Origin of the sequence: Iocasia fonsfrigidae (genome assembly GCF_017751145.1) — a bacterium.
Lineage (GTDB): Bacteria > Bacillota > Halanaerobiia > Halanaerobiales > DTU029 > Iocasia > Iocasia fonsfrigidae.
This window is the reverse complement of sequence record NZ_CP046640.1, coordinates 2,010,928-2,036,274: the sequence shown is the minus strand read 5'-3', so window position 1 is coordinate 2,036,274 and position 25,347 is coordinate 2,010,928. Positions and strand designations below refer to the sequence as shown.

30 protein-coding genes and 1 pseudogene are annotated in these 25,347 nt (G+C 35.0%); 1 reads left to right on the top strand and 30 read right to left on the bottom strand.

What is annotated here, in order from left to right:
- Nucleotides 1-25 precede the first annotated feature (25 nt).
- Nucleotides 26-427 carry a hypothetical protein gene (locus GM661_RS09715; protein ID WP_125990445.1) on the top strand — a complete coding sequence of 134 codons (402 nt, stop codon included), beginning with the start codon at nt 26-28 and terminating at the stop codon, nt 425-427.
- 31 nt (nt 428-458) lie between these two features.
- On the opposite strand, the gene GM661_RS09710 is transcribed toward GM661_RS09715, so the two are convergent.
- The 30 genes and pseudogenes from GM661_RS09710 to fabK form a co-directional block, all read right to left on the bottom strand.
- Nucleotides 459-620, bottom strand: coding sequence for a hypothetical protein (locus tag GM661_RS09710; RefSeq protein ID WP_230866692.1), 162 nt, complete (start codon nt 618-620; stop codon nt 459-461).
- A 34-nt stretch (nt 621-654) separates the two neighbouring features.
- Entirely contained in the window at nt 655-1,956 is a 1,302-nt protein-coding gene (locus GM661_RS09705) for an NAD-binding protein (protein WP_230866691.1), read from the bottom strand.
- A 130-nt stretch (nt 1,957-2,086) separates the two neighbouring features.
- Complete coding sequence (locus tag GM661_RS09700; protein WP_125990443.1) at nt 2,087-2,386, bottom strand: HU family DNA-binding protein; 300 nt, start codon at nt 2,384-2,386, stop codon at nt 2,087-2,089.
- Nucleotides 2,387-2,545: 159 nt separating this feature from the next.
- Nucleotides 2,546-4,024, bottom strand: coding sequence for a stage IV sporulation protein A (gene spoIVA / locus GM661_RS09695; protein ID WP_230866690.1), 1,479 nt, complete (start codon nt 4,022-4,024; stop codon nt 2,546-2,548).
- A gap of 208 nt (nt 4,025-4,232) precedes the next feature.
- A complete protein-coding gene (locus GM661_RS09690; RefSeq protein WP_230866689.1) occupies nt 4,233-5,255 on the bottom strand; it encodes an NAD(P)H-dependent glycerol-3-phosphate dehydrogenase in 1,023 nt (340 codons plus the stop codon).
- A complete protein-coding gene (plsY, locus tag GM661_RS09685; protein WP_230866688.1) occupies nt 5,255-5,872 on the bottom strand; it encodes a glycerol-3-phosphate 1-O-acyltransferase PlsY in 618 nt (205 codons plus the stop codon). The genes GM661_RS09690 and plsY overlap by 1 nt, the downstream gene beginning before the upstream one ends.
- A gap of 10 nt (nt 5,873-5,882) precedes the next feature.
- The gene (gene der / locus GM661_RS09680) at nt 5,883-7,199 is read right to left on the bottom strand and encodes a ribosome biogenesis GTPase Der (RefSeq protein WP_230866687.1); all 1,317 of its coding nucleotides are present in this window, start codon (nt 7,197-7,199) and stop codon (nt 5,883-5,885) included.
- On the bottom strand, nt 7,192-8,487 hold the full coding sequence (locus GM661_RS09675) for a DUF512 domain-containing protein (protein ID WP_230866686.1): 1,296 nt from the start codon (nt 8,485-8,487) through the stop codon (nt 7,192-7,194). The genes der and GM661_RS09675 overlap by 8 nt, the downstream gene beginning before the upstream one ends.
- Before the next feature lie 27 nt (nt 8,488-8,514).
- Nucleotides 8,515-8,991, bottom strand: coding sequence for a DUF3189 family protein (locus GM661_RS09670; protein ID WP_230866685.1), 477 nt, complete (start codon nt 8,989-8,991; stop codon nt 8,515-8,517).
- Between the two features lie 21 nt (nt 8,992-9,012).
- On the bottom strand, nt 9,013-9,435 hold the full coding sequence (locus GM661_RS09665) for a DUF3189 family protein (protein WP_230866684.1): 423 nt from the start codon (nt 9,433-9,435) through the stop codon (nt 9,013-9,015).
- Between the two features lie 19 nt (nt 9,436-9,454).
- Nucleotides 9,455-9,652, bottom strand: coding sequence for a capping complex subunit for YIEGIA (locus GM661_RS09660; protein WP_230866683.1), 198 nt, complete (start codon nt 9,650-9,652; stop codon nt 9,455-9,457).
- Nucleotides 9,653-9,667: 15 nt separating this feature from the next.
- Nucleotides 9,668-10,558 (bottom strand): YIEGIA family protein, encoded by an 891-nt coding sequence (locus GM661_RS09655; RefSeq protein WP_230866682.1) that lies wholly within the window; start codon nt 10,556-10,558, stop codon nt 9,668-9,670.
- A complete protein-coding gene (gene spoIIP, locus GM661_RS09650) occupies nt 10,558-11,631 on the bottom strand; it encodes a stage II sporulation protein P (RefSeq protein WP_230866681.1) in 1,074 nt (357 codons plus the stop codon). Before spoIIP ends, GM661_RS09655 begins: the two co-directional genes overlap by 1 nt.
- On the bottom strand, nt 11,621-12,268 hold the full coding sequence (locus tag GM661_RS09645; protein WP_230866680.1) for a DUF1614 domain-containing protein: 648 nt from the start codon (nt 12,266-12,268) through the stop codon (nt 11,621-11,623). The genes spoIIP and GM661_RS09645 overlap by 11 nt, the downstream gene beginning before the upstream one ends.
- 134 nt (nt 12,269-12,402) lie before the next feature.
- Nucleotides 12,403-13,722, bottom strand: coding sequence for a 30S ribosomal protein S1 (gene rpsA, locus GM661_RS09640; RefSeq protein WP_230869778.1), 1,320 nt, complete (start codon nt 13,720-13,722; stop codon nt 12,403-12,405).
- A 57-nt stretch (nt 13,723-13,779) separates the two neighbouring features.
- Nucleotides 13,780-14,022, bottom strand: a pseudogene (locus GM661_RS18960) (bifunctional 4-hydroxy-3-methylbut-2-enyl diphosphate reductase/30S ribosomal protein S1); the annotation flags it as partial.
- A 22-nt stretch (nt 14,023-14,044) separates the two neighbouring features.
- Nucleotides 14,045-14,665 (bottom strand): hypothetical protein, encoded by a 621-nt coding sequence (locus GM661_RS18955; RefSeq protein WP_269059884.1) that lies wholly within the window; start codon nt 14,663-14,665, stop codon nt 14,045-14,047.
- A gap of 45 nt (nt 14,666-14,710) precedes the next feature.
- A complete protein-coding gene (locus GM661_RS09630) occupies nt 14,711-15,301 on the bottom strand; it encodes a lysophospholipid acyltransferase family protein (RefSeq protein ID WP_230866679.1) in 591 nt (196 codons plus the stop codon).
- The gene (gene cmk, locus GM661_RS09625) at nt 15,282-15,971 is read right to left on the bottom strand and encodes a (d)CMP kinase (RefSeq protein ID WP_230869777.1); all 690 of its coding nucleotides are present in this window, start codon (nt 15,969-15,971) and stop codon (nt 15,282-15,284) included. Before cmk ends, GM661_RS09630 begins: the two co-directional genes overlap by 20 nt.
- Before the next feature lie 168 nt (nt 15,972-16,139).
- Nucleotides 16,140-17,432, bottom strand: coding sequence for a 3-phosphoshikimate 1-carboxyvinyltransferase (aroA, locus tag GM661_RS09620; RefSeq protein ID WP_230866678.1), 1,293 nt, complete (start codon nt 17,430-17,432; stop codon nt 16,140-16,142).
- Nucleotides 17,433-17,460: 28 nt separating this feature from the next.
- Complete coding sequence (locus tag GM661_RS09615) at nt 17,461-18,300, bottom strand: prephenate dehydrogenase (protein ID WP_230866677.1); 840 nt, start codon at nt 18,298-18,300, stop codon at nt 17,461-17,463.
- A 2-nt stretch (nt 18,301-18,302) separates the two neighbouring features.
- Complete coding sequence (aroF, locus tag GM661_RS09610; protein WP_230866676.1) at nt 18,303-19,322, bottom strand: 3-deoxy-7-phosphoheptulonate synthase; 1,020 nt, start codon at nt 19,320-19,322, stop codon at nt 18,303-18,305.
- Between the two features lie 4 nt (nt 19,323-19,326).
- A complete protein-coding gene (aroH, locus tag GM661_RS09605) occupies nt 19,327-19,710 on the bottom strand; it encodes a chorismate mutase (RefSeq protein WP_230866675.1) in 384 nt (127 codons plus the stop codon).
- 134 nt (nt 19,711-19,844) lie between these two features.
- Nucleotides 19,845-20,324: a hypothetical protein gene (locus tag GM661_RS09600; protein WP_230866674.1), complete on the bottom strand. Its 480-nt coding sequence runs from the start codon at nt 20,322-20,324 to the stop codon at nt 19,845-19,847.
- Between the two features lie 65 nt (nt 20,325-20,389).
- Nucleotides 20,390-21,100 (bottom strand): ribonuclease III, encoded by a 711-nt coding sequence (gene rnc, locus GM661_RS09595; RefSeq protein WP_230866673.1) that lies wholly within the window; start codon nt 21,098-21,100, stop codon nt 20,390-20,392.
- A gap of 23 nt (nt 21,101-21,123) precedes the next feature.
- A complete protein-coding gene (gene fabF, locus GM661_RS09590; protein ID WP_230866672.1) occupies nt 21,124-22,362 on the bottom strand; it encodes a beta-ketoacyl-ACP synthase II in 1,239 nt (412 codons plus the stop codon).
- A gap of 93 nt (nt 22,363-22,455) precedes the next feature.
- Entirely contained in the window at nt 22,456-22,686 is a 231-nt protein-coding gene (locus tag GM661_RS09585) for an acyl carrier protein (protein WP_125990424.1), read from the bottom strand.
- A 19-nt stretch (nt 22,687-22,705) separates the two neighbouring features.
- Nucleotides 22,706-23,455 (bottom strand): 3-oxoacyl-[acyl-carrier-protein] reductase, encoded by a 750-nt coding sequence (fabG, locus tag GM661_RS09580; RefSeq protein WP_125990423.1) that lies wholly within the window; start codon nt 23,453-23,455, stop codon nt 22,706-22,708.
- A 21-nt stretch (nt 23,456-23,476) separates the two neighbouring features.
- Nucleotides 23,477-24,403 carry an ACP S-malonyltransferase gene (fabD, locus tag GM661_RS09575; RefSeq protein ID WP_230866671.1) on the bottom strand — a complete coding sequence of 309 codons (927 nt, stop codon included), beginning with the start codon at nt 24,401-24,403 and terminating at the stop codon, nt 23,477-23,479.
- Nucleotides 24,393-25,346 carry an enoyl-[acyl-carrier-protein] reductase FabK gene (gene fabK, locus GM661_RS09570; RefSeq protein WP_269059883.1) on the bottom strand — a complete coding sequence of 318 codons (954 nt, stop codon included), beginning with the start codon at nt 25,344-25,346 and terminating at the stop codon, nt 24,393-24,395. Before fabK ends, fabD begins: the two co-directional genes overlap by 11 nt.
- Nucleotide 25,347: the final 1 nt, after the last annotated feature.

Sequence of the window (25,347 nt, the reverse complement as noted above, 5' to 3'; positions counted from 1 at the left end):
CTATAAATGGAAAGGGTGTGTGTCAATGAAAAAAATTCTTGTAGAAAGCCAGTGGAATGGAAGCCAGGAGATGATGATTAATATACCTGATTTTCCACACCTTCACTCAAGTCTTACTTATAATGTGGAAGCCTGTAAACGATATCCTCACCCCTATGAATATCTCCTAACTGCACTATCGGGAATTATTACCCTTATTATCAAGAATTATTCCAATAAACATTGTCTGCTTATTACTAATCTTTATATAAGTATACACAGCAGTCTTAATTCAAAAGACAATATGCCTAAAATTTCTATTGATATCAATCTTGATTCCAGTGCAAGTCCAGAGGAATTTAATGACCTTCAAAAAGAGATACATAATAATGATCTTTTTTTAAAACTACTTAGTAATAACAATCTTCTTCAGATAAATTGGAACTAATTAAGGCCCCAAAACATGGGGCCTTAATTACTTAGCTCTTTTTCTCTTTCTTTTTTATTAACTCATTACTGGTTAAATCATCACCTATTTCTATATCGTCAGGACTCAAGTCATTAGGATTATCAGAAACAATACCCATTCCATCCTTTTTATTTTTTTCTTTTTTATCTGTTTTCTTTTTACGAATCTTCATCAGCTCACTCCTTTTAATAATAGTATTTGTTTTATTAAAGGAATTTATTATGTAACTTTATTTCATTTTTTTTATTAAAGAAAATAATTAATCCATCGTCTTTTTTCAATAAAGATTCTCCATCAGGAATAATATATTCATTATCCCTGATTATAAGACCAATAATGATACCAGAAGGGAGTTTGTAATCTTTAACTTTCTTATTATGTTTATTATTAATCCTTAATTCGGTAGTATAAACCTCATCTCCAAGGAAATATTTATTAATCCTTTGTGAAGAATTAATAAAATTACTTAGGTAATCTTTAATTACCTCTGGTACAGATATGGTATTTTCTAAGTTAAGTAATTCAGCTATTTTACAGTGTTTATGGTTATTTATTATAGTATACACATTTTGACAAGCATATTTTTTGCTAGAATAACTCCCTAATAAATTAGCAAAATCATTATCACTAAGGTTTATTAAGATTGATTTTGTATTTAAACCCTCTTCACTCAACAATTGTGTATCAGTCCCCTCACCATGTAAGATAAGGATATTATCAAATTCATCAGCAAATTTATTGCATTTTGCCAGGTCTGGATCAATTATTATTATTGGCTCAAAGAGTTTTTTCCAGCCCTTAATCAATAACCTAGCTAATTGATTAGCCCCAATAATAAATAGCCTTCTCTTTTTTTTATATCTGTTGAATAAATCAAACAAATTATTTATAATTGATTTTTTAAATAATATATATATAAGGTCATCAGGGTAGATTTTTGTTTCTGGCAGGGGAACAAAGGTCCTGTCCTGTCTTTTGATTGCAATAATTAAGGTATCTACCAGTTCAATATCTTTAACCCTAATATAAGAAAAAGAGTCATCATTAACAACCTTTATGCTACTTATATTTATCTTTCCAGGAATTAGATTCATAATATTGACCAAGCGTGTCTCCTTTAAAAGATAACTCAAATAATCGATTATAACTTGATAAGGATTAATTATTAAATCAATATTACTTTTTATTTCTAAATAACAGCTATTGCTTGTAAGACATATAGTTTTATCAGCCCCCATATTTTTAGCCAGTTCAGCTGCAAAGAGATTATATTCATTATTATCAGTCATGGCAATAAAACTGTAAACATCAGTAATATTATGTTTTTTTAAGATATCTACTAAACCATTATCAAAACTATCGAAAAATACATCAATATCTGGATATTTACTATAATTTTTATCGAGTATAATTATATCATTTTTCTTACTTAAATAATCAGCCAGAATCTGCGAATTTTTATCTATCCCCAGAATTATAATTTTATTAGATTTTGTTTTAAATAGCATACACTATAACCTCCCAGCTAAAGTATATGTTAGCTAATAAAACTATATGAAAAAGAAGCATATTTAATTAAAGTAAAAAAAAAGAAAGGATTTTTAAAATCCTTTCCAAAAAGATGATTATGTATAATACCTATCCTTCCACAGAGTCCTTAAATGATTTGCCAGCTCTGAAGACAGGTACTGTTCTAGCGGGAATAGTAATCTCCTCACCAGTCTGTGGATTCCTTCCCTTTCGTGAACTACGGTCTCTCACTTCAAAAGTACCAAAACCAATTATCTGGACATTATCACGGTCGTCAGCCTGTTTAGCGGCTTCACTGCTAAGGTAATCAACAATAGTATCAAATACTGCATTAACACTTTCTCCTGAATCCTTTTTGGTTAAACCAGTTTTTTCTGCCACAGCATCGATTAAATCAGTTTTAGTCATATTACCTTCACCTCCTTAATTTGACTGTATACTTTACACATTACTTATTATTCGCTATATATCACTAATCTCCTGCATAATTGGCTTTTTTTTTAAGCAAAAAAAAAGGCTCAAGGTTATTTTACCTCAAGCCAGGTAATTAATACATCTTTTTGGGTATTAAAGGATAATACATATTAACCCTCCACTACCTTCATTAACTATCTTTTGAATGGTATCCTGAATTTTACGCTGGGCAGTATCGGGCATACGATAGAGTTTATTAGCAATTCCTTCTTTCATGATATCATGTAATGACCTTCCTAGAAATTGTGTTTCCCATATATCTGACGGATTTTCTTCAAAATCCTTCTGCAAAAATAAAATTAGTTCTTCCGATTGTTTTTCTGTACCTACTACTGGTGATACTTCTGCCTGTATATCAGCCCTGATCATGTGGATTGAAGGGGCACAGGCAGTTAATTTAACTCCAAATTGATTACCCCGTTTAATTATTTCTGGTTCATTGAAATTCATATCTGATAGTTGTGGTGTTACTATGCCATATCCCTTTTCTTCAACATCCTGTAAGGCCTGAGAAATTTTATCATATTTCATTTTAGCAAAACTAAGGTCTTTTATTAAGCTTAATAATTCTTGTTCATCTTCAACTTCATAACCACTGAGTTCATTAATGATTTTAAAAAACAGATTATCTAATAATCCTATTGATATTTTGGCAACACCTTCACCTAGATTTACCCTTTCCAGAAATACCTCCTGAGTATATTCATTATCCGCCAATAATCTTACTACTTCATCAACATCTCTTATCTTCTCCACATTATTTATTGATAGTCTAACTGATTCATCAATACTTTTTTTCAACCAGTTATTAGCCGGTAATTCATTGGTCCATACTGGTAAATCTATATATAACTCTTGGACTGGAAATTCGTATAAGACTGTTTTAAGAATTTTATCTATATCATTTCTATTCATATTTAAACAGTTTATAGCTAAAACAGGGACATCATATTTTTCAGATAATTTCTCACTTAATTGTCTTGTTTCTTCATCATCTGGATGAGCAGAATTTAAGGCGATGACAAAGGGTTTGCCAATTTCCTTTAATTCATTAATAACCCTCTCCTCTGCCATCACAAAATTATGTCTCGGCAAATCTGTAAAACTGCTATCTGTTGTAATTACCAGGCCAATAGTAGAGTGGTCAGTAATCACTTTATTAGTCCCTACCTCTGCAGCCTCCTGGAATGGTATATCATGTTCATACCAGGGGGTTGAGACCATTCTAGGTCCTTCTTCATCTTCATAGCCAAGTGCTCCAGGGACTGTATAACCTACACAGTCTATCATCCTTACTCTAAAATTTAATTTATCCCCTAATCTAATATCTACTGCCTCTTCTGGCACAAATTTCGGTTCTGTTGTCATAATCATTTTGCCAGCAGAACTCTGCGGTAATTCGTCATTAGCCCTTTCTTTAACAAATTTATCGTCAATCATAGGTAATACCTGGTGTTCCATAAAACGTTTAATAAAAGTAGATTTACCTGTCCTTACTGGACCCACTACACCTATATATATATCACCATTGGTACGCTCCGCAATATCTTGATAGATATTGAATTTATCCACTCTTTATTTCCCCCCTTTTTTTTATAATATTCTTTGACTGTCTTTTAATCGTAATTATCTTCATCCCTCCCACATAAAATCTATTTAAAATTAAATATTATTAACAAATTAGAAAAAATAAATATCAGTATATATATATGAAGGCAAGTCTAAAATATTACATTATATAAAAAAAAAGACCCGGCAATAAAACAAGCAGAATCTTTTTTTACCAGTCCAAGTCTTGAACAACTTCTTCGATTTCATGTTTTGGGCCCCTCAGCATAAGGTCATCAACAGCCTGTAAAGGGTCTTTATTATTAAACAAGACATTATATATTTCCCTTGTTATCGGTATTTCAAAATCAAACTTTTGTTTCTTGAACCATTCGTAGACAGCCCTGGTTGTCCTGACCCCTTCAACAACCTGATTGATTGATTTGTATGCTTCACTAAGTTCTAGGCCCTCCCCGATTTTAATACCAAATCTCCTGTTTCTACTGTGCATACTGGTACAGGTGACCACTAAATCACCCATGCCAGTTAAACCAGCAAAGGTCAGTAATTTACCCCCCATAGTATATCCTAGACGGCTCATTTCATGCAGTCCCCTGGTAACCAGTGCAGCCTTAGTATTATCCCCATAGGCAAGACCATCAGCTATACCAGCAGCCAGGGCAATAATATTTTTAATAGCACCAGCAAACTCTACCCCCACAAGGTCTGGGTTTGTATATACCCTGAAACTTGCTGACATTAACAGATCCTGTACTTCAACTGCCTTATTCTGGCAGAGGGAAGCAACCACTGCTGCAGTCGGCAAGCCCTTAATTACTTCTTCTGCATGTGTGGGACCTGAAAGTACAACTACCGGCAGATCCAGTACTTCTTTTATAATCTCTGAATTCCTTAAAAAAGTATCTTCTTCGATCCCTTTAGCAGTTGAAACAATTATTTTTTTATCTGTTATAAAGGGTCTAATGGCTTGGGCAACTTTACGGGTTGCATAGGTTGGAACCGCAAAAAAAATTATCTCGGTAAGATTTACCGCCTCCTGTAAATTCAGGGTTGCAGTAATATTTTTGGACAATTCTTTCTGTGGAAAATATTTTGCATTACGCCTTCTCTGATTGATATTAAATTTCTGTTTCTTATCACGGAGATAAAGCAACACCTGGTGTCCATTATCTGCTAAAAGCTGGGCAATAGCTGTTCCCCAGCTTCCTCCTCCTATAATAGTGATTTTCTTCATCAGCCATCACCTTTGTTTACTAACAATGAAAAATTGATTTTTCTTTCTTCCCCTTTAAGTAGTCTCTGAATATTGGAGTAATGCCTGGCAATAACAAAGAGGGCTATTATAATAGCAAAAACAATATATATTGCTTCTTCTGTATAGAAAAAGAAAGTCAAGGGTAAAGACATTGCTGCCATTATTGAACCAAGTGAAACATATTTGGATAATATAATAACAAATATCCAGATGAGGGCATAAATCAAAAAGGCTACCGGTAACAGTCTCAACAAAACACCAACAGTAGTAGCAACCCCTTTTCCCCCAGAAAACTTTAGAAAAACAGACCAATTATGGCCAATTATCACAGCCAGTGAAGCCAGTAAGAGATAATAAATCGGCATATCAACCAGAAAAAAATTAGCAATCAGGACTGCTATATATCCTTTAAATATATCTAACAATGCCACCAAAACACCAAACTTAAATCCTAATAAACGCGATGCATTAGTAGCACCAACATTTCCACTACCATATTTTCTAACATCTTTACCTGTAATTAACTGGGTGGTAATAAAGGCAAAGGGTATTGCCCCTATTAGATAACAAATGAGAATAATAAATAAGACTAACAAAAGATCACCTCTATTTCCTTGACTTTAATTTTATTCTAATTGATGTGCCAATAAATCCAAAGGCCTTTCTTAAAGTATTATCTAAATATCTTTGATATGAAAAATGCATTAAGTCCGGATTGTTTACAAATAATACAAAAGTAGGGGGTTTTATTCCTACCTGTGTAGCATAGTAGAGTTTTAATCTCCTTCCTTTTACAGCAGGTGGTTCCCTTAATAAAATAGCCTCTTCCAGAACCTCATTAAGAACACCTGTCTTAATTCGCATATTATTCTGGTCTATACTATATTCTAGTAGTTTAATCACTTCATCTACCCGTTCACCTGTAAGGGCAGAAATAAAAGTTATCGGGGCATAATTAAGGAATTTTAACTGGTAATAAATCTCATCTCTATAATCTTCCATTAATTTATTATCTTTATCTACAAGATCCCATTTATTTACCCCTATCACTATAGCTTTACCACTTTCATGGGCATAGCCTACAATCTTTTTATCCTGTGAAGTAATACCCTCTGTGGCATCAATTAACATTAATGAGGCCTCAGCCCTTTCAACAGCCCTGATAGTACGCAGGACACTATAGTATTCAACTGCTTCCTTAACACGTGATTTGCGCCTGAGGCCAGCAGTATCAATTAAATTATATTTGACACCATTTTTTTCTACTATAGTATCAATAGCATCTCTGGTAGTACCGGGAATATCACTTACTATTACCCTCTCATCACCAACAATATAATTAACCAGGGATGATTTTCCTACATTAGGTTTACCAATTATTGCAATATTTAAGAGGTCATCTCTCTCATTATCATTTGGTATATGTGGTAGATTATCGACAATAATATCCAGTAGATCACCTGTATTTTTACCGTGCTCTGCAGAAATTGATACTGGTTCATCAAACCCCAGGGAATAAAAATCCCATTTTAACTGTTCTGCATTAGAAAAATCATCCACCTTATTAACCACGAGAATAACCTTCTTATTTGTCCTTCTCAGTAATTGGGCTATCTCCTGATCAATGGTAGTAATTCCACTTTTACCATCTACTATAAATAAAATTAACTCGGCTTCATTCATAGCAATTTCAGCCTGATATTTTATTTTGTTTTTAATCAAATCATCATTTGAAGGTTCTAATCCCCCTGTATCGACCATGATAAATGCATTGTTTAACCAGGATATATCCGCATAAACCCTATCACGGGTAATATTGGGCTCTCCTTCAACAATAGAAATTCTATTACCTGCCAAACGATTAAAGAGGGTTGATTTACCGACATTCGGTCTTCCTACAATCGCTACAACTGGTTTAGCCATCTGATACCACCTCCACTAATTCTTCAATATTTGAACAAACATAAATATTTTTATCTATATATTTTTTTCTAATATCCTCTAACCTTATATCATCCAGGAAAAAACCCTCTTCATTTAAAGCAATACCTGGAATAATAATTTCTTTAATATCTATATCCTTTAATCTTTTTATTATATCCTGTCCTGTTAATAAGCCCGTAACTGTAACACCTTGTCCAAAATAATCATTCTTAACAGGGATTAAACTTACAGACAAATTATTTATCTGTTTAAGCCTATTAACTACTGGTTTAAGTGCCTCTGCTCCCAGTAAACCTGTTATAATACCAATTATTTTTTTGTCTGATATTTTTTCAGGTAAAGTACTGGTTAAGGATTTAAATTTCTGCCATAATTGCCTGGTTAAACCAATACCATTCTCCAGTTGTGGAAAACCATTATAATCATCATATACTGGTAACTTATAAGTACTTAAAAGGTATAATTCATCAGAGCAATAGAGAAAATTACTAGAATACCTTTTCTTAATTAACCCCTGCCAATTCTGAACCTGTTTTACTACCTCTCGGGCAGCGACCTTATCATAAGAAAGAAGTTTACTCAGCTTATCCCTGTATTTTGTTAAACCAACAGGTACAATCCCAATTGATTTAACAGCTGGATAAAGGCTGATCAAATCACTAATGGTTCTGTCTAGTTCCTGACCATCATTTATACCTTTACAGAGGACTATCTGGGTATTAAATTCAACCTTAGCTGCTGCCAGCTTTTTAAGCTGCTCCATTATCTTACCGGCAGCAGGGTTTTTCATCATTTCAATCCTTAAGCTGGGATTTGTTGTATGTACAGATATATTTAGAGGGCTCAGTTTTAGTTCAATAATTCTTCCGAATTCTTCATCTGATAGATTTGTCAGGGTAATAAAACTACCCTGTAAAAAGGAAAAACGATAGTCATCATCTCTAAGCATCAATGACTCTCGCATATTGGAGGGCTGCTGTTTCACAAAACAAAAGAGACAATTATTCTGACATAGTTTTAAATCATCATAGATTATCCCTGAAGGTATTATTCCCAGTTCCTCCCCGGGAGTTCTATTAATATTTAACTCCCAGTATTCACCATTCAGCTTTTTTACTAATATATCCAATCTTTCATCGGCTGTTATATATTGATAAGCAATATAATCATTAATATATTCTCCATTTATTTCTAAAATCAGGTCTCCTTTAGCTAACCCCATTTCGTCAGCAATACTATCTTTTATTACATCTGCTATCTCCAGCATCCAACTGACCTCCTGTAAGGAATAATATCATATTTTATCTTTGTAAGCAATAGATATTTCCTCTTTTACAGTCCTTACCAGTCCAATAAAATTAGGATAAGCCAGTTGTAGTCCATAAACAGTCAACAATCTACCAGGGAAGACCATGTCGAGCCCTCGGGACATAAATCCACCAATTCTGACAAGAATATTCACTTTTTTAAGTGTGTTTTGAACATATACTAAATTTTTATTTATCTTTTTTTCTTCTAAGAAGCTATCTAAAGTATTAAGCACTATTTTTTCTGCCCTACCCATGCCCTGAATATATACCTTATTATTATATTCATCCTTTCCAAAATAAAATGGTATACCAATTTCCTGACTCTCTGTTTTATCAAAATAAGGAAGTTTAAGAATTTCTTTTCTGCTAGGAACCCTGTCCACAGGCAATCTATTGGTATGTATTCCTGCGCTCAGAACAGATGAATGGGCACCTCCATAACAATGATAGATAATAATCATTTAATCACTCACTTACTAATATTAGGTCTCTAATTTCCAGCTTTGCTTTAATAGTTCAGCTGCAGAGTATTTGAGACCATAAGTAATTATTTTTTTAGATAAATAATTTAATTTTAGTTTCTTTAAAAAATAGCCGGTCTTAATCAAATAATTTTCATATTTATTTAAATTCAAAAAGACAATTTTACAGTCATTAGTAAATATTTTATTATAACCAATCAGGGCCTTCCTGACAATTTCATAGTATTTTTTTACTTCCAACAGATAGGTGTTATTGGTCAACCTAATTAATTCTCCAGCAGCAGGTTTATTCATTATCGTATATTTCTCTTCTATTACAGTCATAATCTCTTCATATGAGGGCTTACAGCTCTGATGTAAATAAGCCTCTACAGCAAAATAAGACAACAAACTCATTTCCTGACAACAAAAAATTATTGACAATTTAACACTCCTCTGAAAATTAGTGTTTGATAACCAATTTAACCCCATTTCCCAGATCATGTACCATACCAAGGGTAATGCGTGCCAGTAATACACTTATCTCTTCCAGTTCCTCTTTTGTATCAGTATAAAATATTGGTAAGGCACCACCAACTTTATAATCATTATTCTTTAAGGTAATAACAGCTACTATTTTATCGGTTATTCCCACTTCCATGTCCAACCCTCCAAATCAATCAGCTGCTTTCCGTCCTATTTTAGACTTTAATGGTTTTTGTTGAGAACTTTCCAGTACAGGTATCTTTTCAATGGCCTGTTTAATAAATTCCCAGTCCGGTTCCTGAGGTAGAAAAATTATATTTAAAGTACCATAGTTAAGATCAAGTCTGGCCAAGGGGGTAAATTGCTGCATGCCCTTATCTAATTTTACCCCCATTAAAACAGCCAGGTCATGTAAGATAGCTTGTCTCTGACCTAAATTTGATAGGGTAGTACGGGCATTTTCATCTTTAGGTATGATTTTAATCCCCAGGCCTTCTTGCTGCCATTTTTCAAGGGCCTCTTTTTCGCCTATGTTCATTATTATAATATCATCTACACCAATATTATAACCTTTAATTGTAAGTTCTTTTAATTCAACCCTTGCTATATCAGCAACAGTTGGGCCTTTCATAAACAAATGAAGGAGATAAGCAGATAGAGAACCAGCTAAAATCCCTAAATACCAATTAAAGTAAAAGTAGACCAGACTTGTTATTAAAGCAGTTACTAATGCAAGGTAATTTCTAGCCTCAAACAATTTAGCAATACCTTCAATATAGGCCTTACCACGGGGAATAAGCTCATTCTCTTCAATCTGGGCTAGACTCTCTCGCTCCATATTTCTAACATCTCTAAACTGCTGTGCAGCCAGGGTTAAGAAGGTAATGGCAATATATTCTTTCTCCAATAGTACTGGTACTACCAGAGCCCCCAGGGCAGCAGCTATCCCACCAAGGATCAAATGAATTACATAGGAATGAGGGAAACTAGGGAACTGACGATAATCAATCCTCAGCATAAAGGCACGGGCCAGGGTGCCCAGTAAAAAACTCACTACTAAAAGTTCACCATATTTAAACATTATTTTTCTCCTCTATCTATTATCTCTCTCCCCAGAAAAGATTTTATCCTGTTTACTACTCCCTGCCAGCTCCCTTCATTTATAAATAAAAAAGCAAGAATACCAACAAATAGAATAGTCACTATCCAGGCTATAGTTTTATAGGCATTTTTTGATTCAATATTCCTACCCTCCTGATTACTAATATTATCACCGTAAAGAAGACTATTTATAGAATCAGCAATCATTGTAGCACTTGAAGCAGCCTGGGCTTCAGTTGTAACATGGGTGCCAAATTCCAGTAATAGGGAATGGGTTGACAATTGTTGATTATAATTGCCACTACCATAAAATATACCCTTAATTAAACCTGGATATTTTTCATCACAAACTGCCTTTAATTGTTTAGCAAAATTGTCATTAACACTAAGGTTGGGGTTCTGTCTCCCCACTACTAACCGTACCTGGCTTATTAACTGTCCATTAATCTTGGCCAGGTATTCATGTGCCTGGGGTATTGCATCACGGTGTAAATCAAAAATAGCATCAGGCCTATTTTTTATTAAATCTGTAGCTGATGCCCTGGACCGCTCATAGGCTGCACCATCATGGGGCAGGTGTAGATTATCTTTTATTATTACCTGTATTCCCATTTTTTCCAGGGCATTTTTTAATTGATAGCCGATATCATGTATTTCTCCTTGGCCCTCAATACTCTCAGGCCCAGGTCGATAACTCTCATCATTATGTGTAAAGTATATTCCAATTAACTTTTTTCCCTGGGCTGCCAGTGGGGTAAGTTCTGTTCTGTTTAGACCCTGAAAGAGATCAACTTTTCCTTTGTTTTGGGCAATAGCCCTTTTACCATTAATGCTTTTAACTTCAAATTCTATATTATCCTCATTAATATATCGATCTCCACTACTAACACCCATAGCAGTTGCAAAAACATAATTGCCCTGTTCATCATAAACCATTACTGTATCTTCTTCCCTATGTCCAATAAAATCATCTCCGAGCACTACTGTAGGAAAAAGAAAAAAGAATAAAAGCAGGCAGAAAATATATCCTGCATATACTTTATTATTTTTCATTGCTATCCCCCCTGTTTTTTTCTCCGGCAGGTCCGCCCTGTAATCGTTCCCTTGATTCCCCTATTATTTCTGCCAGTAAAACCGCTAGAATTCCAGAAATAATGATACTATCAAAGGCACCAGCACCACCTATACGCACCTGAGAAACAATCCTACCTGTTAAGACCCTGTAATATGTAAACAGATTAAACAATAAAAACCCCAGGGTACCTGCTATAAATGAAGCCCTTCTTGATCTACCTAAAATATAGGCTATTATACCCCCGCTAACTGCATAGAGATATAAGGGGTCTATAATATCTCTACCATGTCCAAAATCCCTAAAAAAATAACTTATACCATAAATAGCTCCGGCAGTTAGAACAACTGCTACTATAGCTCTGATTAATTCCTTACTGGAATCTGCCCTATACAGGACATAAAAAGCCAGAGCAATGGGGATAAGACCACCACCTATATTAATAGTAAGTAAGGGTGAACGCCTGATAGTGAGTTCAAAATAACTACCAATAATAATTAAGGCAATAAAAAACAGTGCCATAGAATCAGTTAAATGCAAGCGGTCCAGGACTCGATGGGCTGCCCCAAAGTAGACTAACAATCCTGTAATAACTAATATAATAACACCTATTGTCATATCCATACACCTCCATAAAAGTCTTTACCCTTAGCCTTCCCTGATTACTATTTCTATATTCATGAAGAATACTGTTAAACAGCAAAAACCCCATCACAGCTGTGATGGGGTTTAAAATTATTTTATATTTTTATTTATTCATTATCATCATCAAACATACTGCCAAATATATCTCCGAGTGTTACACCACTACCCTCTTCTTCAGTTTCTCCTTTTTTAGCAGATGCTTGTGGTTTTACTTCCTTTTGGGACTGGGGCTTTTCTTCTAATTCCTTAATACTTAAACCAACTCTTTTCTGTCCTTCACTAATATTAATTATTTTAACCTGTATTTCTTCCCCTACAGATACAACCTCATCAGGGGTTTTGACATGGCGGTGTGAGAGTTGGGATATATGAATTAGGCCTTCCACACCATCTTCTATCTCTACAAAAGCACCAAAATCTACTATTTTTGTAATGGTACCTGTCACAACTTCACCTTCATAATGTTTGCGGACAAATTCTTCCCAGGGATCAGGTAATAATTGCTTATAGCCAAGGGAAATTCTTTCCTCTTCTTTATTTACACCAAGTACTTTCACCTTTATCTTCTGGCCTTCTTCAAATATTTGAGAAGGGTGTTCTATTCTACCCCAGGACATCTCAGATATATGAAGTAATCCCTCTACACCACCTAAATCAACGAAAGCACCAAAATCTACCAATTTAGTGATCGTACCCTCAATCTCTTGACCTTCTTCTAGAGAATCAAGGGTCTTTTCTTTCATTTCTGCCCTTTCTTCTTCAAGTACTTTTTTGGCTGAAAGAACTACATTATTATTGTTTCTTTCAACTTCAATAACCTTTAATCTCAGGGTCTGGTCTACATATTTATTTAAATCCTCTACATACCCTATTGCTACATGAGAAGCCGGTATAAAACCCCTTAAACCAACATCGACTACTAAACCACCTTTAACTACCTTGCTAACCTTAGCCTCTATTACTTCATCATTTTCATATACTTCCATAATATTTTCCCAGGCTTTTTCATAGTCAGCACGTTTTTTAGAAAGAATCATATTACCTTCATCATCTTCAAGGGTAAGTATAATTACATTAATTTCTTCATTTAATTCTACAACTTCATTAGGGTCAGATACAGGTTTATGACTTAATTCCCTTAATGGGATAAATCCATCAGATTTATAATTGACGTCTACATAGACACCATCATCTTTAATTTGTGTTACTGTTCCTTTGACAGTCTGCCCTTTCTTTAAATCAGCAATATCATTAACACTATAATCAATTTCTTGCTGATCTTTATCCTCAACGTTATCCCCTGTTTCCTCAGTCACCTCAACATCAACACTTTCACTTGTTTCTTCCTCTAAGACAGCTGCTGTCTTATTATCTTCTTGTTCAATAGTCTCGTCAAGCTGTACATCTTTCTTTTCTTCTTCACTCATAGCCTCAATAACCTCCTTGATTAACCAATCTGGGGTCGATGCCCCTGCAGTAATACCTATTTTTTTCTTACCATCTATTAACTGTTGGTTAATTTCTTCAACAGTTTCTATGTGGAAAGTAGGGGTTCCAGTGTCCTTACAAATTTCAGCTAATCTATTTGTATTAGCACTGTTATGCCCCCCTATTACAAACATTAAATCAACCTTACGGGCTAATTTAGCAGCAGCTAGCTGCCTAGTTTCTGTTGTATTACAAATTGTATTGTAAACCTTTAATTCTTTTACCCTAATAATAATTGATGAAACTAACTCTTTAAAAGAATCAGGAGACTTTGTTGTCTGTGCTACTAGACCAACTCTGCATTTTCAAAGGTATCCTAGCCAGGTCAGCAACATTGTCTAAAATAACAGCCTTTTTATCTGTAGCACCATAGATACCAACTACTTCAGGGTGTTGATGATCTCCGTAAATAATAGTCTGATAATCTTCTTCAATGAGTAGCTGTGCATACCGCTGAGCCTTTTTTACAAAAGGACATGTTGCATCAAGTATATGTAAACCTTTCTCTTTTGCTTTAGTAATAATCTCAGGTGCTACACCATGTGACCTGATAATAATGATTCCTTCATCTATATCATCTATGGAATTAATTGGTTCAATTCCTAATCCCTTTAATTTTTCAACAACCTGTGGATTGTGAATAATGGGTCCAAGGGTATAGACAGAAAGTTTTCTTTCATCATCAGCGGCATTTTTTGCCATTTCGATTGCCCGTTTAACCCCAAAACAAAATCCTGCTTCCTCGGCAGTATAAACCTCCAGACCCTTCACCTCCTTCCAATCCAACAAGAACAAACCTTCCAACAGCAACTCAATGATACTTAAAATAGTATACCCATTATTAATTAAATATAATTCATACCAATTATATGATTTCTTCATTAATTCTTAGAATCCTGCTTTAATAATGAAAAAAATAAAAAAAAACTACGAAAGTAATAACTGCTGATTTATTTTTTCCATTATAATATCACCAGCCTCTTTTAATTCATTACGTGGTACTTTTCTATTATAGTATTTATCTAGTTCAAATAATTTACCAATAGAAACAGTTATTTCACGCTTCTCAATTTTAATACTCATCGGCAGGATAGGCACTTTCATTTTGATAGGAATCATAACAGAGCCTGATTTAGCTCTACCCAGTTTACCCGGTTTTTGCCTACTACCTTCAGGAAAAATACCTAGAACACCTCTATTTTCAAGAATATTGAAGGCCTTTCTTATTGCCCCTTTGTCTGCCCTTCCCCTTTTTACTGGAAAGGCACCAACCTTTTTTAAGATATACCCAAATAAGGGATTCTTAAAAAGCTCCTGCTTAGCCATAAAATGCACAGTTTTTCTGCGTTCCAGGCTGCAGGCTACAATAGGTGGATCAAATAGGGTAATATGATTAGCCATTACCACAAAAGGACCATTTTCAGGTATATTATTTTGACCATTTATTTTGAATTTATAGGCCAGCTTAAAATATAGTTTAAAAGCAGTATATCCAACACTATAAAGAAACATCCTCATCCCTCTCCACCTTTTTTTTAATTTCAATAATTTTGGCAAGAACCTCATTGATAGACATATCAGTAGTATCCAGCAAAAAGGCATCTTCTGCCTTAACTAAAGGGGATATCTTGCGTTCTTTATCCAGCTTATCCCTTTTATATATCTCTGATTTTATATCCTCATAGTCTACATCGATGTCTTTTTCTTTTAATTCAGTAAAACGTCGCTGTGCCCTTTCTTCAATAGATGCTGTTATATATAATTTTAACTCAGCATCTGGTAAAACCCTGGAACCAATATCCCTTCCATCCATAACAATATTATTATCCTCAGCAAGCCTCCGCTGTATAATCAAAAGGGCATCCCTGACACCCTTCACACGGGCGATCCTGGAGACATTCTTATCAATAATACCCCCTCTTAATTTGTCTGTTACATCCACCTTATTAAGTATTACTCGATTTATTCCATTTTGATCAGGGGGTGAAAATTCTATCTTAATATTATTTGCTATTCTATTTAAGCCAATTTCATCTTCTGCTTCAACACCTTGCTCAATAGCCAGAAGGGTAATAGCTCTATATATTGCACCGCTATCTATATATTTATACCCCAGTTTTTTAGCTAGTATCCTGGCAATAGTGCTTTTACCGGCACCAGCCGGACCATCAATAGCTATTGTCCCCACCAAATCTATCACCTCTTTCGCTTATTCTATTCTATATTCTTTTTCAAAATCCTTCTTTTGATTTAATAAAAGGAATATTTATTTAAAAATAAAATTAATACCGATAAAATTATCGGTATTTAAACAATTCTTTGTAAATATATTCTATTAATCAGTCAAAACTGTAAACTATGTAATAGAACACTTGTTCAATAAATCGATAAACTCTGGAAAAGAGGTTTTGATAGAATCACTATTGTTAATTAAGATTGGCTCATCAATCAGCAAACCGGCAATAGCAACTGTCATTGCTATCCGATGGTCACCTGAACTATCCACTTCAAACCCACCTTTTAATTCAACTGGACCGTTAATAATCATACCGTCTGTAAGTTCCTGAACATTTACTCCCATATTGGATAATATACTGATCATATTAGTAATTCTATCACTTTCTTTAACCCGTAATTCAGCAGCATCTTTGATAACAGTTCTACCCTCAGCCCTACTTGCCAGAATAGCAATAATAGGTAATTCATCAATTAAAGTCGGAATAAGATCACCACTGATATTTGCCCCTGTTAACTTACTACTTTTAACAATTATATCAGCCACTGGTTCACCACTAACCACTCGCTTATTGATAAGCTGACAGTCCCCCCCCATATCTTTAACTACCTTTAGGAAACCACTTCTACTGGGATTAATGCCAACATTTCTTAATAATAGTTCACTATCATCTATTATTAAAGCAGCAGTAATAAAAAAGGCAGCTGATGAAATATCAGCAGGTATGACTATCTCCTGTCCCTCTAATCTATCTTTCTGTAGGTCTAATTCTATGCTCAGACCTGATTTCTTTAAATTAACCCCAAACCCTTGTAACATCCTTTCAGTATGATCCCGGGAAAGACCTGGCTCACGTAATATTGTTTTTCCATCTGCATATAGTCCTGCCAATAATAAGGCCGATTTAACCTGAGCACTTGCTACAGGTAGAGTATAGTTTATAGCACTTAGCTGACTACCTTTTATACTAAGGGGGGCATAATTGTCTCTTCTTGCCCATATTTTTGCTTTCATTTCTCTTAAGGGTTTTATAATTCTATCCATTGGTCTCTTTCGCAATGAAGTATCACCACTTAAAACTGTATAAAAATCCTGTGCAGCCAATAAACCAGTCAATAATCTCATACTGGTCCCTGAATTACCACAATCAATAACCCTGTCTGCTTCTTTGAGCCCTTTGAGACCTACACCTTTGATAGTATAATTGCCTTTAGAGTTTCTCTCAATTGGTACACCCATCAATCTAAAGGCATTTAAAGTTTTAAGACAATCCTCACTTTCCAACAAACCAATAAGGTTTGAATATCCTTTAGCCAGTGAAGCAAAGATTATTGCCCGATGTGAGATGGATTTATCACCGGGTATGGTTAAATCGCCTTTTAATTTATGACATTTTCTTGTCTTGAGATTCAATTGAATTCTCTCCTAATCATTAAAGTCATTAAACCTCTATTTTCTTCCTCTGTTCTCTGCCTTTTTTAATCAACTCATAGATATATTCTTCATCTTCTATTTTAATAGCTTCTTCAAATTCAGCTATTTTACCCTTAAGCCTGGCTATACTTCTTAAGACAGCCTTTTTATTGCTAATAAGTATATCTGTCCACATCTGGGGATCACTACCTGCAATCCTGGTAAAATCAAGAAACCCCTGTCCAATTAAATCAATTACTTCCGGGTTTTCCGCAACTACATCATTTAAAAGATTTACTACTGCAGTAGCCAGAAATTGTGGTAGATGACTTGTAAAGGAGATAAGGTTATCATGTTTTTTAGGATTAAGGGTTATAACTTTACTCCTAATTCCTTTGATTATTTCAGCTATCTGAGCAAGATCCCCTGGGTTATTATTATTAATTAATATATAGTTTTTATCTCGAAAGAGATCAGCCAGGGCTGCTTCTGGGCCACTTACTTCCCTACCAGTCATAGGATGTCCCCCAACAAAACGCAGCAGGGGGAATCTCTGTTTTATATCCTGACAGATGAATTTTTTGCTGCTTCCCATATCAGTAACAATAGTATTAGCTAAATCAATTATATTATATAAATCAGCAATTACCTTGACAATTGAACGGACAGGTGTTGCGACAAAAATAATAGAAACATTTTGTAGATTATCTTCTAGCAAAGTATGGTCAATAAGTTTCTTTTCCTTGGCATAAGTAAGGTGTTTTTCATTGGTGTCATAGCCATAGATAGTTATATCCTGCTTATATTTCTTTAAGGCCAGTGCCAGTGACCCACCCATTAAACCTAGTCCAATTATCCCTATCTTCATAATTATATCTCACGACCAACTGCATTTGCAATCTGACTTAAATCATCTATCATAGCAGTAAATTTACTAAATTTCAGAGACTGCTGCCCATCACTGAGGGCTTTAGTAGGTTCCGGATGTACCTCTACAATAAGACCATCTGCCCCCATAGCAACCGCCCCTCTGGCAGCAGGTGTTACAAGTTCCCACTGTCCTGTACCATGACTAGGGTCTATAACAACAGGGAGATGACTGAGTTTCTTAAGTACTGGAATACCTACCAGATCAAGTGTATTTCTTGTATATGTCTCAAAAGTACGAATACCACGTTCACAAAGTATCACATTATAATTGCCCTCAGACATAATATATTCCGCAGCCATCAAAAATTCTTTATAGGTAGCACTCATACCCCTTTTTAATAAAACAGCTTTGTTTGATTTACCTACTTCTTTTAATAGGTAAAAATTTTGCATATTTCGTGCACCTATCTGGAAAACATCTGTATAATTACCAACCAATTCAACATCTCTAGGGTCAACTACCTCAGTTATCACTTTTAAGCCTGTCTCATCTGAAGCTGTTTTGAGCAGTTTCAGTCCTTCTTCCTGCATACCCTGAAAACTATAGGGAGAAGTACGGGGTTTAAAAGCACCACCCCTTAAGACCTTAGCGCCAGATTTTTTTACTGCTGCAGCAGTTTTTATGATCTGCTCTTCACTTTCAACAGCACAGGGACCAGCCATAACCAATATCTCTTTACCACCTATTGTAACCCCATCACCAAGGTCAATAATACTAGTATTGTCTTTAAAAGATCTGCCTACCAATTTATAGGGTTCCATAATCGGAACAAGTTTATCAATACCTGGATAGGCACCAAGTGAATCAATTAATTCTTCCCGGTTTAAATCACCAATAATGCCAATCAGCATTTTTTTAGCCCCGCGTGATGGATGTGGGGTATAACCTAATTCTTCTACCCTGTCGACAACCTGTTTAATCTCTTTTTCCTTAGCCTTATCTTTCATAACAATTATCATTTTCTCATCTCTCCTTATCTAATCTATTCTCTTGATTTAATAAATCAGGCCGCAATTTTTTAGCCTTTTTTAGATAAACATGTTTTACTTCCTGTAAAGCACAGTCAAAATCAACAAACATTAAAACCCTAATGCACTTTTCTAGTGAATCCTTAACCTTCATTTCCTGATAACATAGTAATGGAATATCAGCAAACCCCAGTTGGCGGGCTGCAACTGCTGGGTAAACTTCATCAAGGTCATCAGTAGCAGTAAAAAAGATACTGATTATATCATTTTCTGATAATTTATTGTTGGCAATCATTTCTTTTAGGAGTAAACTGGTATTTTCAAGAATTGCAGTTCTTGTATTTTTTTCAACAGATATAGCCCCTCTAATACCCCTCATGTTAACACCTCATAATCAAATAAATATATTTTAGAAATAATATTACTTAAAAAATTAACACCTGTACTGGCAGGTGTTCTACTAATTTAAATTATTTTACCATATATTATTTTTATTATCAAGAAAGAATATAATTAAATCTTATTATAAAACTCAATAACACCCAAGCTCTTAATATCACCAGATACTCTAAACTGTTGACCAGGTTTCAGATTACTTATCGAAGCTGATAAAGAAGTAATTTCAAACCATAAGGTTTTTTTTAATAGAGTAGCATCAATACTGATAAGATCACCACTGTTTACTTCTATTTTGACAACTCCATCAGAGAAGTCAGCCACCCGCAGCCCGTTCTGAACTAAATAAACCTGTGGTAGTGAGTAATCATGCAACAGGTCTATGGTAAGGTAAGCCTTCCTTTCCATTTCCTTAATAGATGTAACCTCAACAGTATTTCCTGTATTCAAAAGCCCTTTTACTGTGTACTCCAGCTTTTTAATATGTTGATAAGTTGATTCATCCCGCATAATAATCTGAAAACTAATTATAACTATTAAAGTAATTAGCAAGAGATTAACAAAAAATCTCTCCAGCTTTCTAAAAAACCTATTCATACTATCTACCTCCAGGATATTTTAATATATCTTTATGAGATATATTAAAAAAATATCCCGTAAGATTAGATAATATTCATATTTTTCAAGGCAGCCATTGCAGCATTTTGTTCTGCTTCTTTTTTACTTGAACCCTTACCAGAGCCTATTTTTTTATTCTGATAAAGTACATCTATAACAAAAGATTTGTTGTGATCAGGACCTTTTTCATCAACTACCTGATAAATAGGTCTACCAAAACCATCTTTCTGGAGTAATTCCTGTAAGATAGTTTTATAGTCCTGTATATACTTTCCTTTTTCAACATCAATAATAATCTTATTAAAATTACTAATAATAAATTTCCTGGCCATATCTATACCTAAATCAAGATAAATAGCCCCTATTAAAGCCTCCATAGCATCTGCAAGAATAGAATCCCTTTCACGACCACCTGATAATTCTTCGCCATTACCTAACAATAGATATTTTCCCAGCTGAATTTTCCTTGCCTGCATGGCAAGAATAGGCTCACTGACAATAACAGACCTCATCTTGGCCAGTTCTCCTTCTGGATAATCAGGAAAATTATCAAAAATAAAAGTACTTATTACAATACTGAGGACTGAATCACCCAAAAACTCAAGTCTTTCATTATCCCTTAAATCGAGATGGCTATTTTCATTACTAAATGATTTATGGGTAATAGCCCTCTGTAATAATAATTTATCATTAAAACTCATTTTAATCTTTTTTTCTAAATCAGAAATAATATCTTCATTATATAATGATACCATTGAATTATCTCCTTTTTAAGATCTTATATGGCACCAAAAACAAGACAGGCATTTTGTCCGCCAAAGCCAAAAGAATTAGACATTATTGTCTTCAATTCCTTTACTTTCCTGGCCTCATTAGGTACATAATCAAGGTCACAATCAGGGTCTGGATATTCATAATTAATTGTTGGAGGAACTATTTTATTTTTTAACGCCAGTGCAGAGATAACTGATTCTACACCACCAGCTGCCCCTAATAAATGACCGGTCATTGATTTTGTGGAACTAATCATTAATTTGTCTGCGTCTTCCCCGAAGACCTTCCGGATAGCAATTGTTTCATTTTTATCATTTAGTGGTGTAGAGGTACCATGGGCATTAATATAATTTAGCTTGTTTTTATTAAGACCTGACTTTCTAAGAGCCATTTCCATCGCCCTTGCTGCACCCTCTCCTTCAGGTGCAGGCTGAGTGATATGATAGGCATCACCTGAAGCACCATAAGCTAAGAGTTCACAATATATCTGAGCCCCTCTCTTCCGGGCATGTTCAAGTTCTTCCAGAATGACAATACCACTACCTTCACCAATAATAAACCCATCCCTTTTAGCATCAAATGGTCTACTTGCCTTAGCTGGTTCATCATTCATCGTTGTTAGTGCTTTCATATTACCAAAACCTGCTAAAGCAGATTTAGTAATAGCTGCTTCTGTACCACCTGCTATCATAACACTAGCATCACCGCGTTTTATTATCTCCATTGCTTCACCAATAGCAGAGGTCCCTGAAGCACAGGCCGTTACAGCATTACTATTGGGGCCCTTAGCTCCGGTATAAATAGAAACATGACCAGCAGCCATATTAGATATCATCATTGGAATGAAAAATGGGCTTACACGCCTTGGACCTTTTTTTACCATTCTTTCAATTTGCTCTTCAAAGACTTCAATACCACCAATTCCAGAACCCATCAGGACACCTATCTGATCAGCAATTTCATCATTAATTTCTATACCTGAATCCGCTAAAGCCTCATAGGCAGCATAAATAGCATATTGAGAAAACATACCTATTCTTCGGGCTTCTTTAGGGTTAATATATTTATCTATTTTAAAATCCTTAATCTCAGCAGCAACTTTACTTGGAAATTCTTCAGTATCAAATTTACTAATCCGGGAAATACCAGACTTTCCATTAATAATATTATTCCAGAATTCATCAACTGTCATACCAAGGGATGTAACAACACCTAAACCTGTTATAACAACACGTTTGCTCATTATCCTTAACCTCCCTTATGGGTAGAATGATTTAAAAAAGTGGATTTAGGCCCCCTTTGAAACTCAGTGGGGACCAGCACCATATTATTAGGCCTATAAATTTTCCTCAATATAATCAACTGCATCCTGAACTGTTTGAATGTTTTCAGCCTCTTCATCAGGAATTTCAATATCAAATTCTTCTTCAAATGCCATTACTAATTCTACAACATCAAGGGAGTCAGCCCCCAGATCATCGATAAAAGATGCTTCAGGAGTAACCTCTTCAGAATCAACAGCCAGTTCCTCTACAACAATATCAATTACTTTCTGTAAAATATCCATTATTTCACCTCCTTTCTATTTACATTACCATACCACCATCAACATTAATAACCTGACCGTTAATATAATCTGCTGCTGATGATGCCAGAAAACAGATTATATTAGCCACATCTTCCTGACTACCAAATTTTTTAAGTGGAATAGCAGCCAGCATATTATCTTGCACTTCTTTAGAGAGATTTTCTGTCATATGTGATTTAATAAAACCAGGTGCCACAGCATTTGAGGTAATTCCCCGGGCGGCAACTTCTTTAGCAATAGTCTTAGTAAAGCCAATAACTCCGGCCTTGGAAGCAGAATAATTTGCCTGACCAGGATTTCCCATGATACCTACTACAGAAGCAAGATTAATTATCTTTCCTGATTTTTGTTTCATCATAGGACGGATAACAGACTTTGTGCAATTAAAAACACCTTTAAGATTAACATTCATGACAGCATCCCAGTCTTTTTCTTTCATTCTCATTATAAGATTATCCCGGGTAATGCCCGCATTATTTACTAATATATCTATTTTACTAAATTCTTTGATAGCAGTTTTGATCATAGTCTTTACCTGTTCAATATTGGAGACATCTGCCATAATAGATATTGCTTTACGACCGAGTGAATTAACTTTATCTACTACCTTATCAGCATGTTCTTTCTCTGCTTCAAAAGGGTAGTTAATAATAATATCAGCACCTTCACTGGCCAGTTTGACTGCTGTTGCAGCACCAATACCGCGTGAACTTCCAGTAATAAGAGCAACCTTGCCATCTATTCTCATTAATGAATCACCCTTTCTTTTTTATAATTTTTTAATTAATTTCTCATAATCTTTAAAACTCTCAACATTAAAGGCATCAACCGAACGGTCTATGCTACGCATTAAACCCTTTAATACCCTACCTGGTCCTACCTCTATAAAGGTATTATAACCATCATCTATTAATCTTTTTATACTATCTACCCAGTATACACTACCTGTTATTTGTTCCAGTAGCAGTCCCTTTATTTCTTTAGCATCTTTTATATAATCAGCAGTCACATTGGCAATCACTGGATAGACTGGTTCCTTAAATTCTATGTCGTTAACAATCTTGGCAAATTCATCTCTGGCCGGTTTCATTAATGATGAATGAAATGGTCCACTAACATCAAGTTTAACAACTTTTTTAGCGCCTAATTTTTTTAAACTTTCTACAGCCTCATTAATGGCTTTTTCTTCACCAGAGATAACAGTCTGTTGTGGGGAATTGTAATTAGCAACTTCACAGACCCCTTCAATATTAGTACATATCTCTGTAATCAAATTACTATTTAGTCCAATAACAGCAGCCATAGTTCCTGAACCAACAGGCATTGCTTCATCCATTAAAATTCCACGCTGCCTAACCAGTCTTAAACCATCTTCAAAAGAAAAAGATTTGGCAGACGCTAAAGCACTATATTCACCTAAACTATGTCCTGCTACAGCAGAAGGCTTTAGAGCATTTTCCATAAGAAAATTATAGATAATATAACTAATTGTAAAAATAGCCGGTTGAGTGTTCTTAGTGATGTTTAATTTTTCTGCTGGTCCTTCAAAACACATTTTCTTTAATGGAAGAGCGAGATATTCTTCGGCCTGTTCCATGATTTGTAAACCAGGAGGGTAATTATTTATAAGTTCAAGCCCCATACCAACATATTGTGAACCCTGTCCAGAGAAAAGAAAGGCTGTTTTACGCTTCATTATTTTTACCTCCCAGGTCTGTTAATATTCCCTCGGTTTCTTCTATAATATTATTAATAATAAGTTCTACTGGTTGAATATCATTGATTAATCCGGCAATCTGTCCAGCCATAACACTTCCTTGATTAATATCACCTTCTTTAACAGCAAGACGTAATCTACCTGTTCCCAGTTCTTCTATTTCATCCTTACTCGCGCCTTTGCGTTCTAATTTTTGTATTTCACGGGTAAGGTCGTTCTTTAAATTCCTTACTGGGTGACCAGTTACCCGCCCAGTAACAACTGCATCTCTATCCCTGGCATCTATAATAGCCTTTTTGAAGTTTTCATGTGCTGTGCACTCTTTAGAACAGACAAATCTGGTACCTAATTGTACACCCTCTGCCCCCAGTGCCATAGCTGCTGCCATTCCCCTACCATCTGCAATACCACCTGCAGCAATAACAGGTATATTCACTGCATCTACTATTTGGGGAATCAAAGAAATTGTTGTTAGTTCACCTATATGCCCGCCAGCCTCTGTACCTTCTGCTATAAGACAGTCAGCACCGATTTTTTCCATTCGTCTGGCCAGGGCAACTGAGGGAACAACTGGAATAACTCTAGTCCCAATTTTTTTAAAACGTTCAATATATTTGCCTGGATTCCCTGCACCTGTAGTAACAACTGGTACCTTTTCTTCAATAAGCAGATCAACAATATCGTCAACAAAAGGTGAAAGGAGCATGATATTTACAGCATATGGTTTGCTGGTTTTCTCTTTTACCTTGTTGATCTCTTTTCTGATTACATCAGCAGGGGCATTACCAGCTCCTATAACACCTAGCCCCCCGGCCTGACTCACAGCAGCAGCTAGTTCTCCAGTAGCTACCCAGGCCATCCCCCCCTGGATAATGGGCAGGTCTATTTCTAATATCTCAGTTAGCCTATTTCTAAAGTTCAAT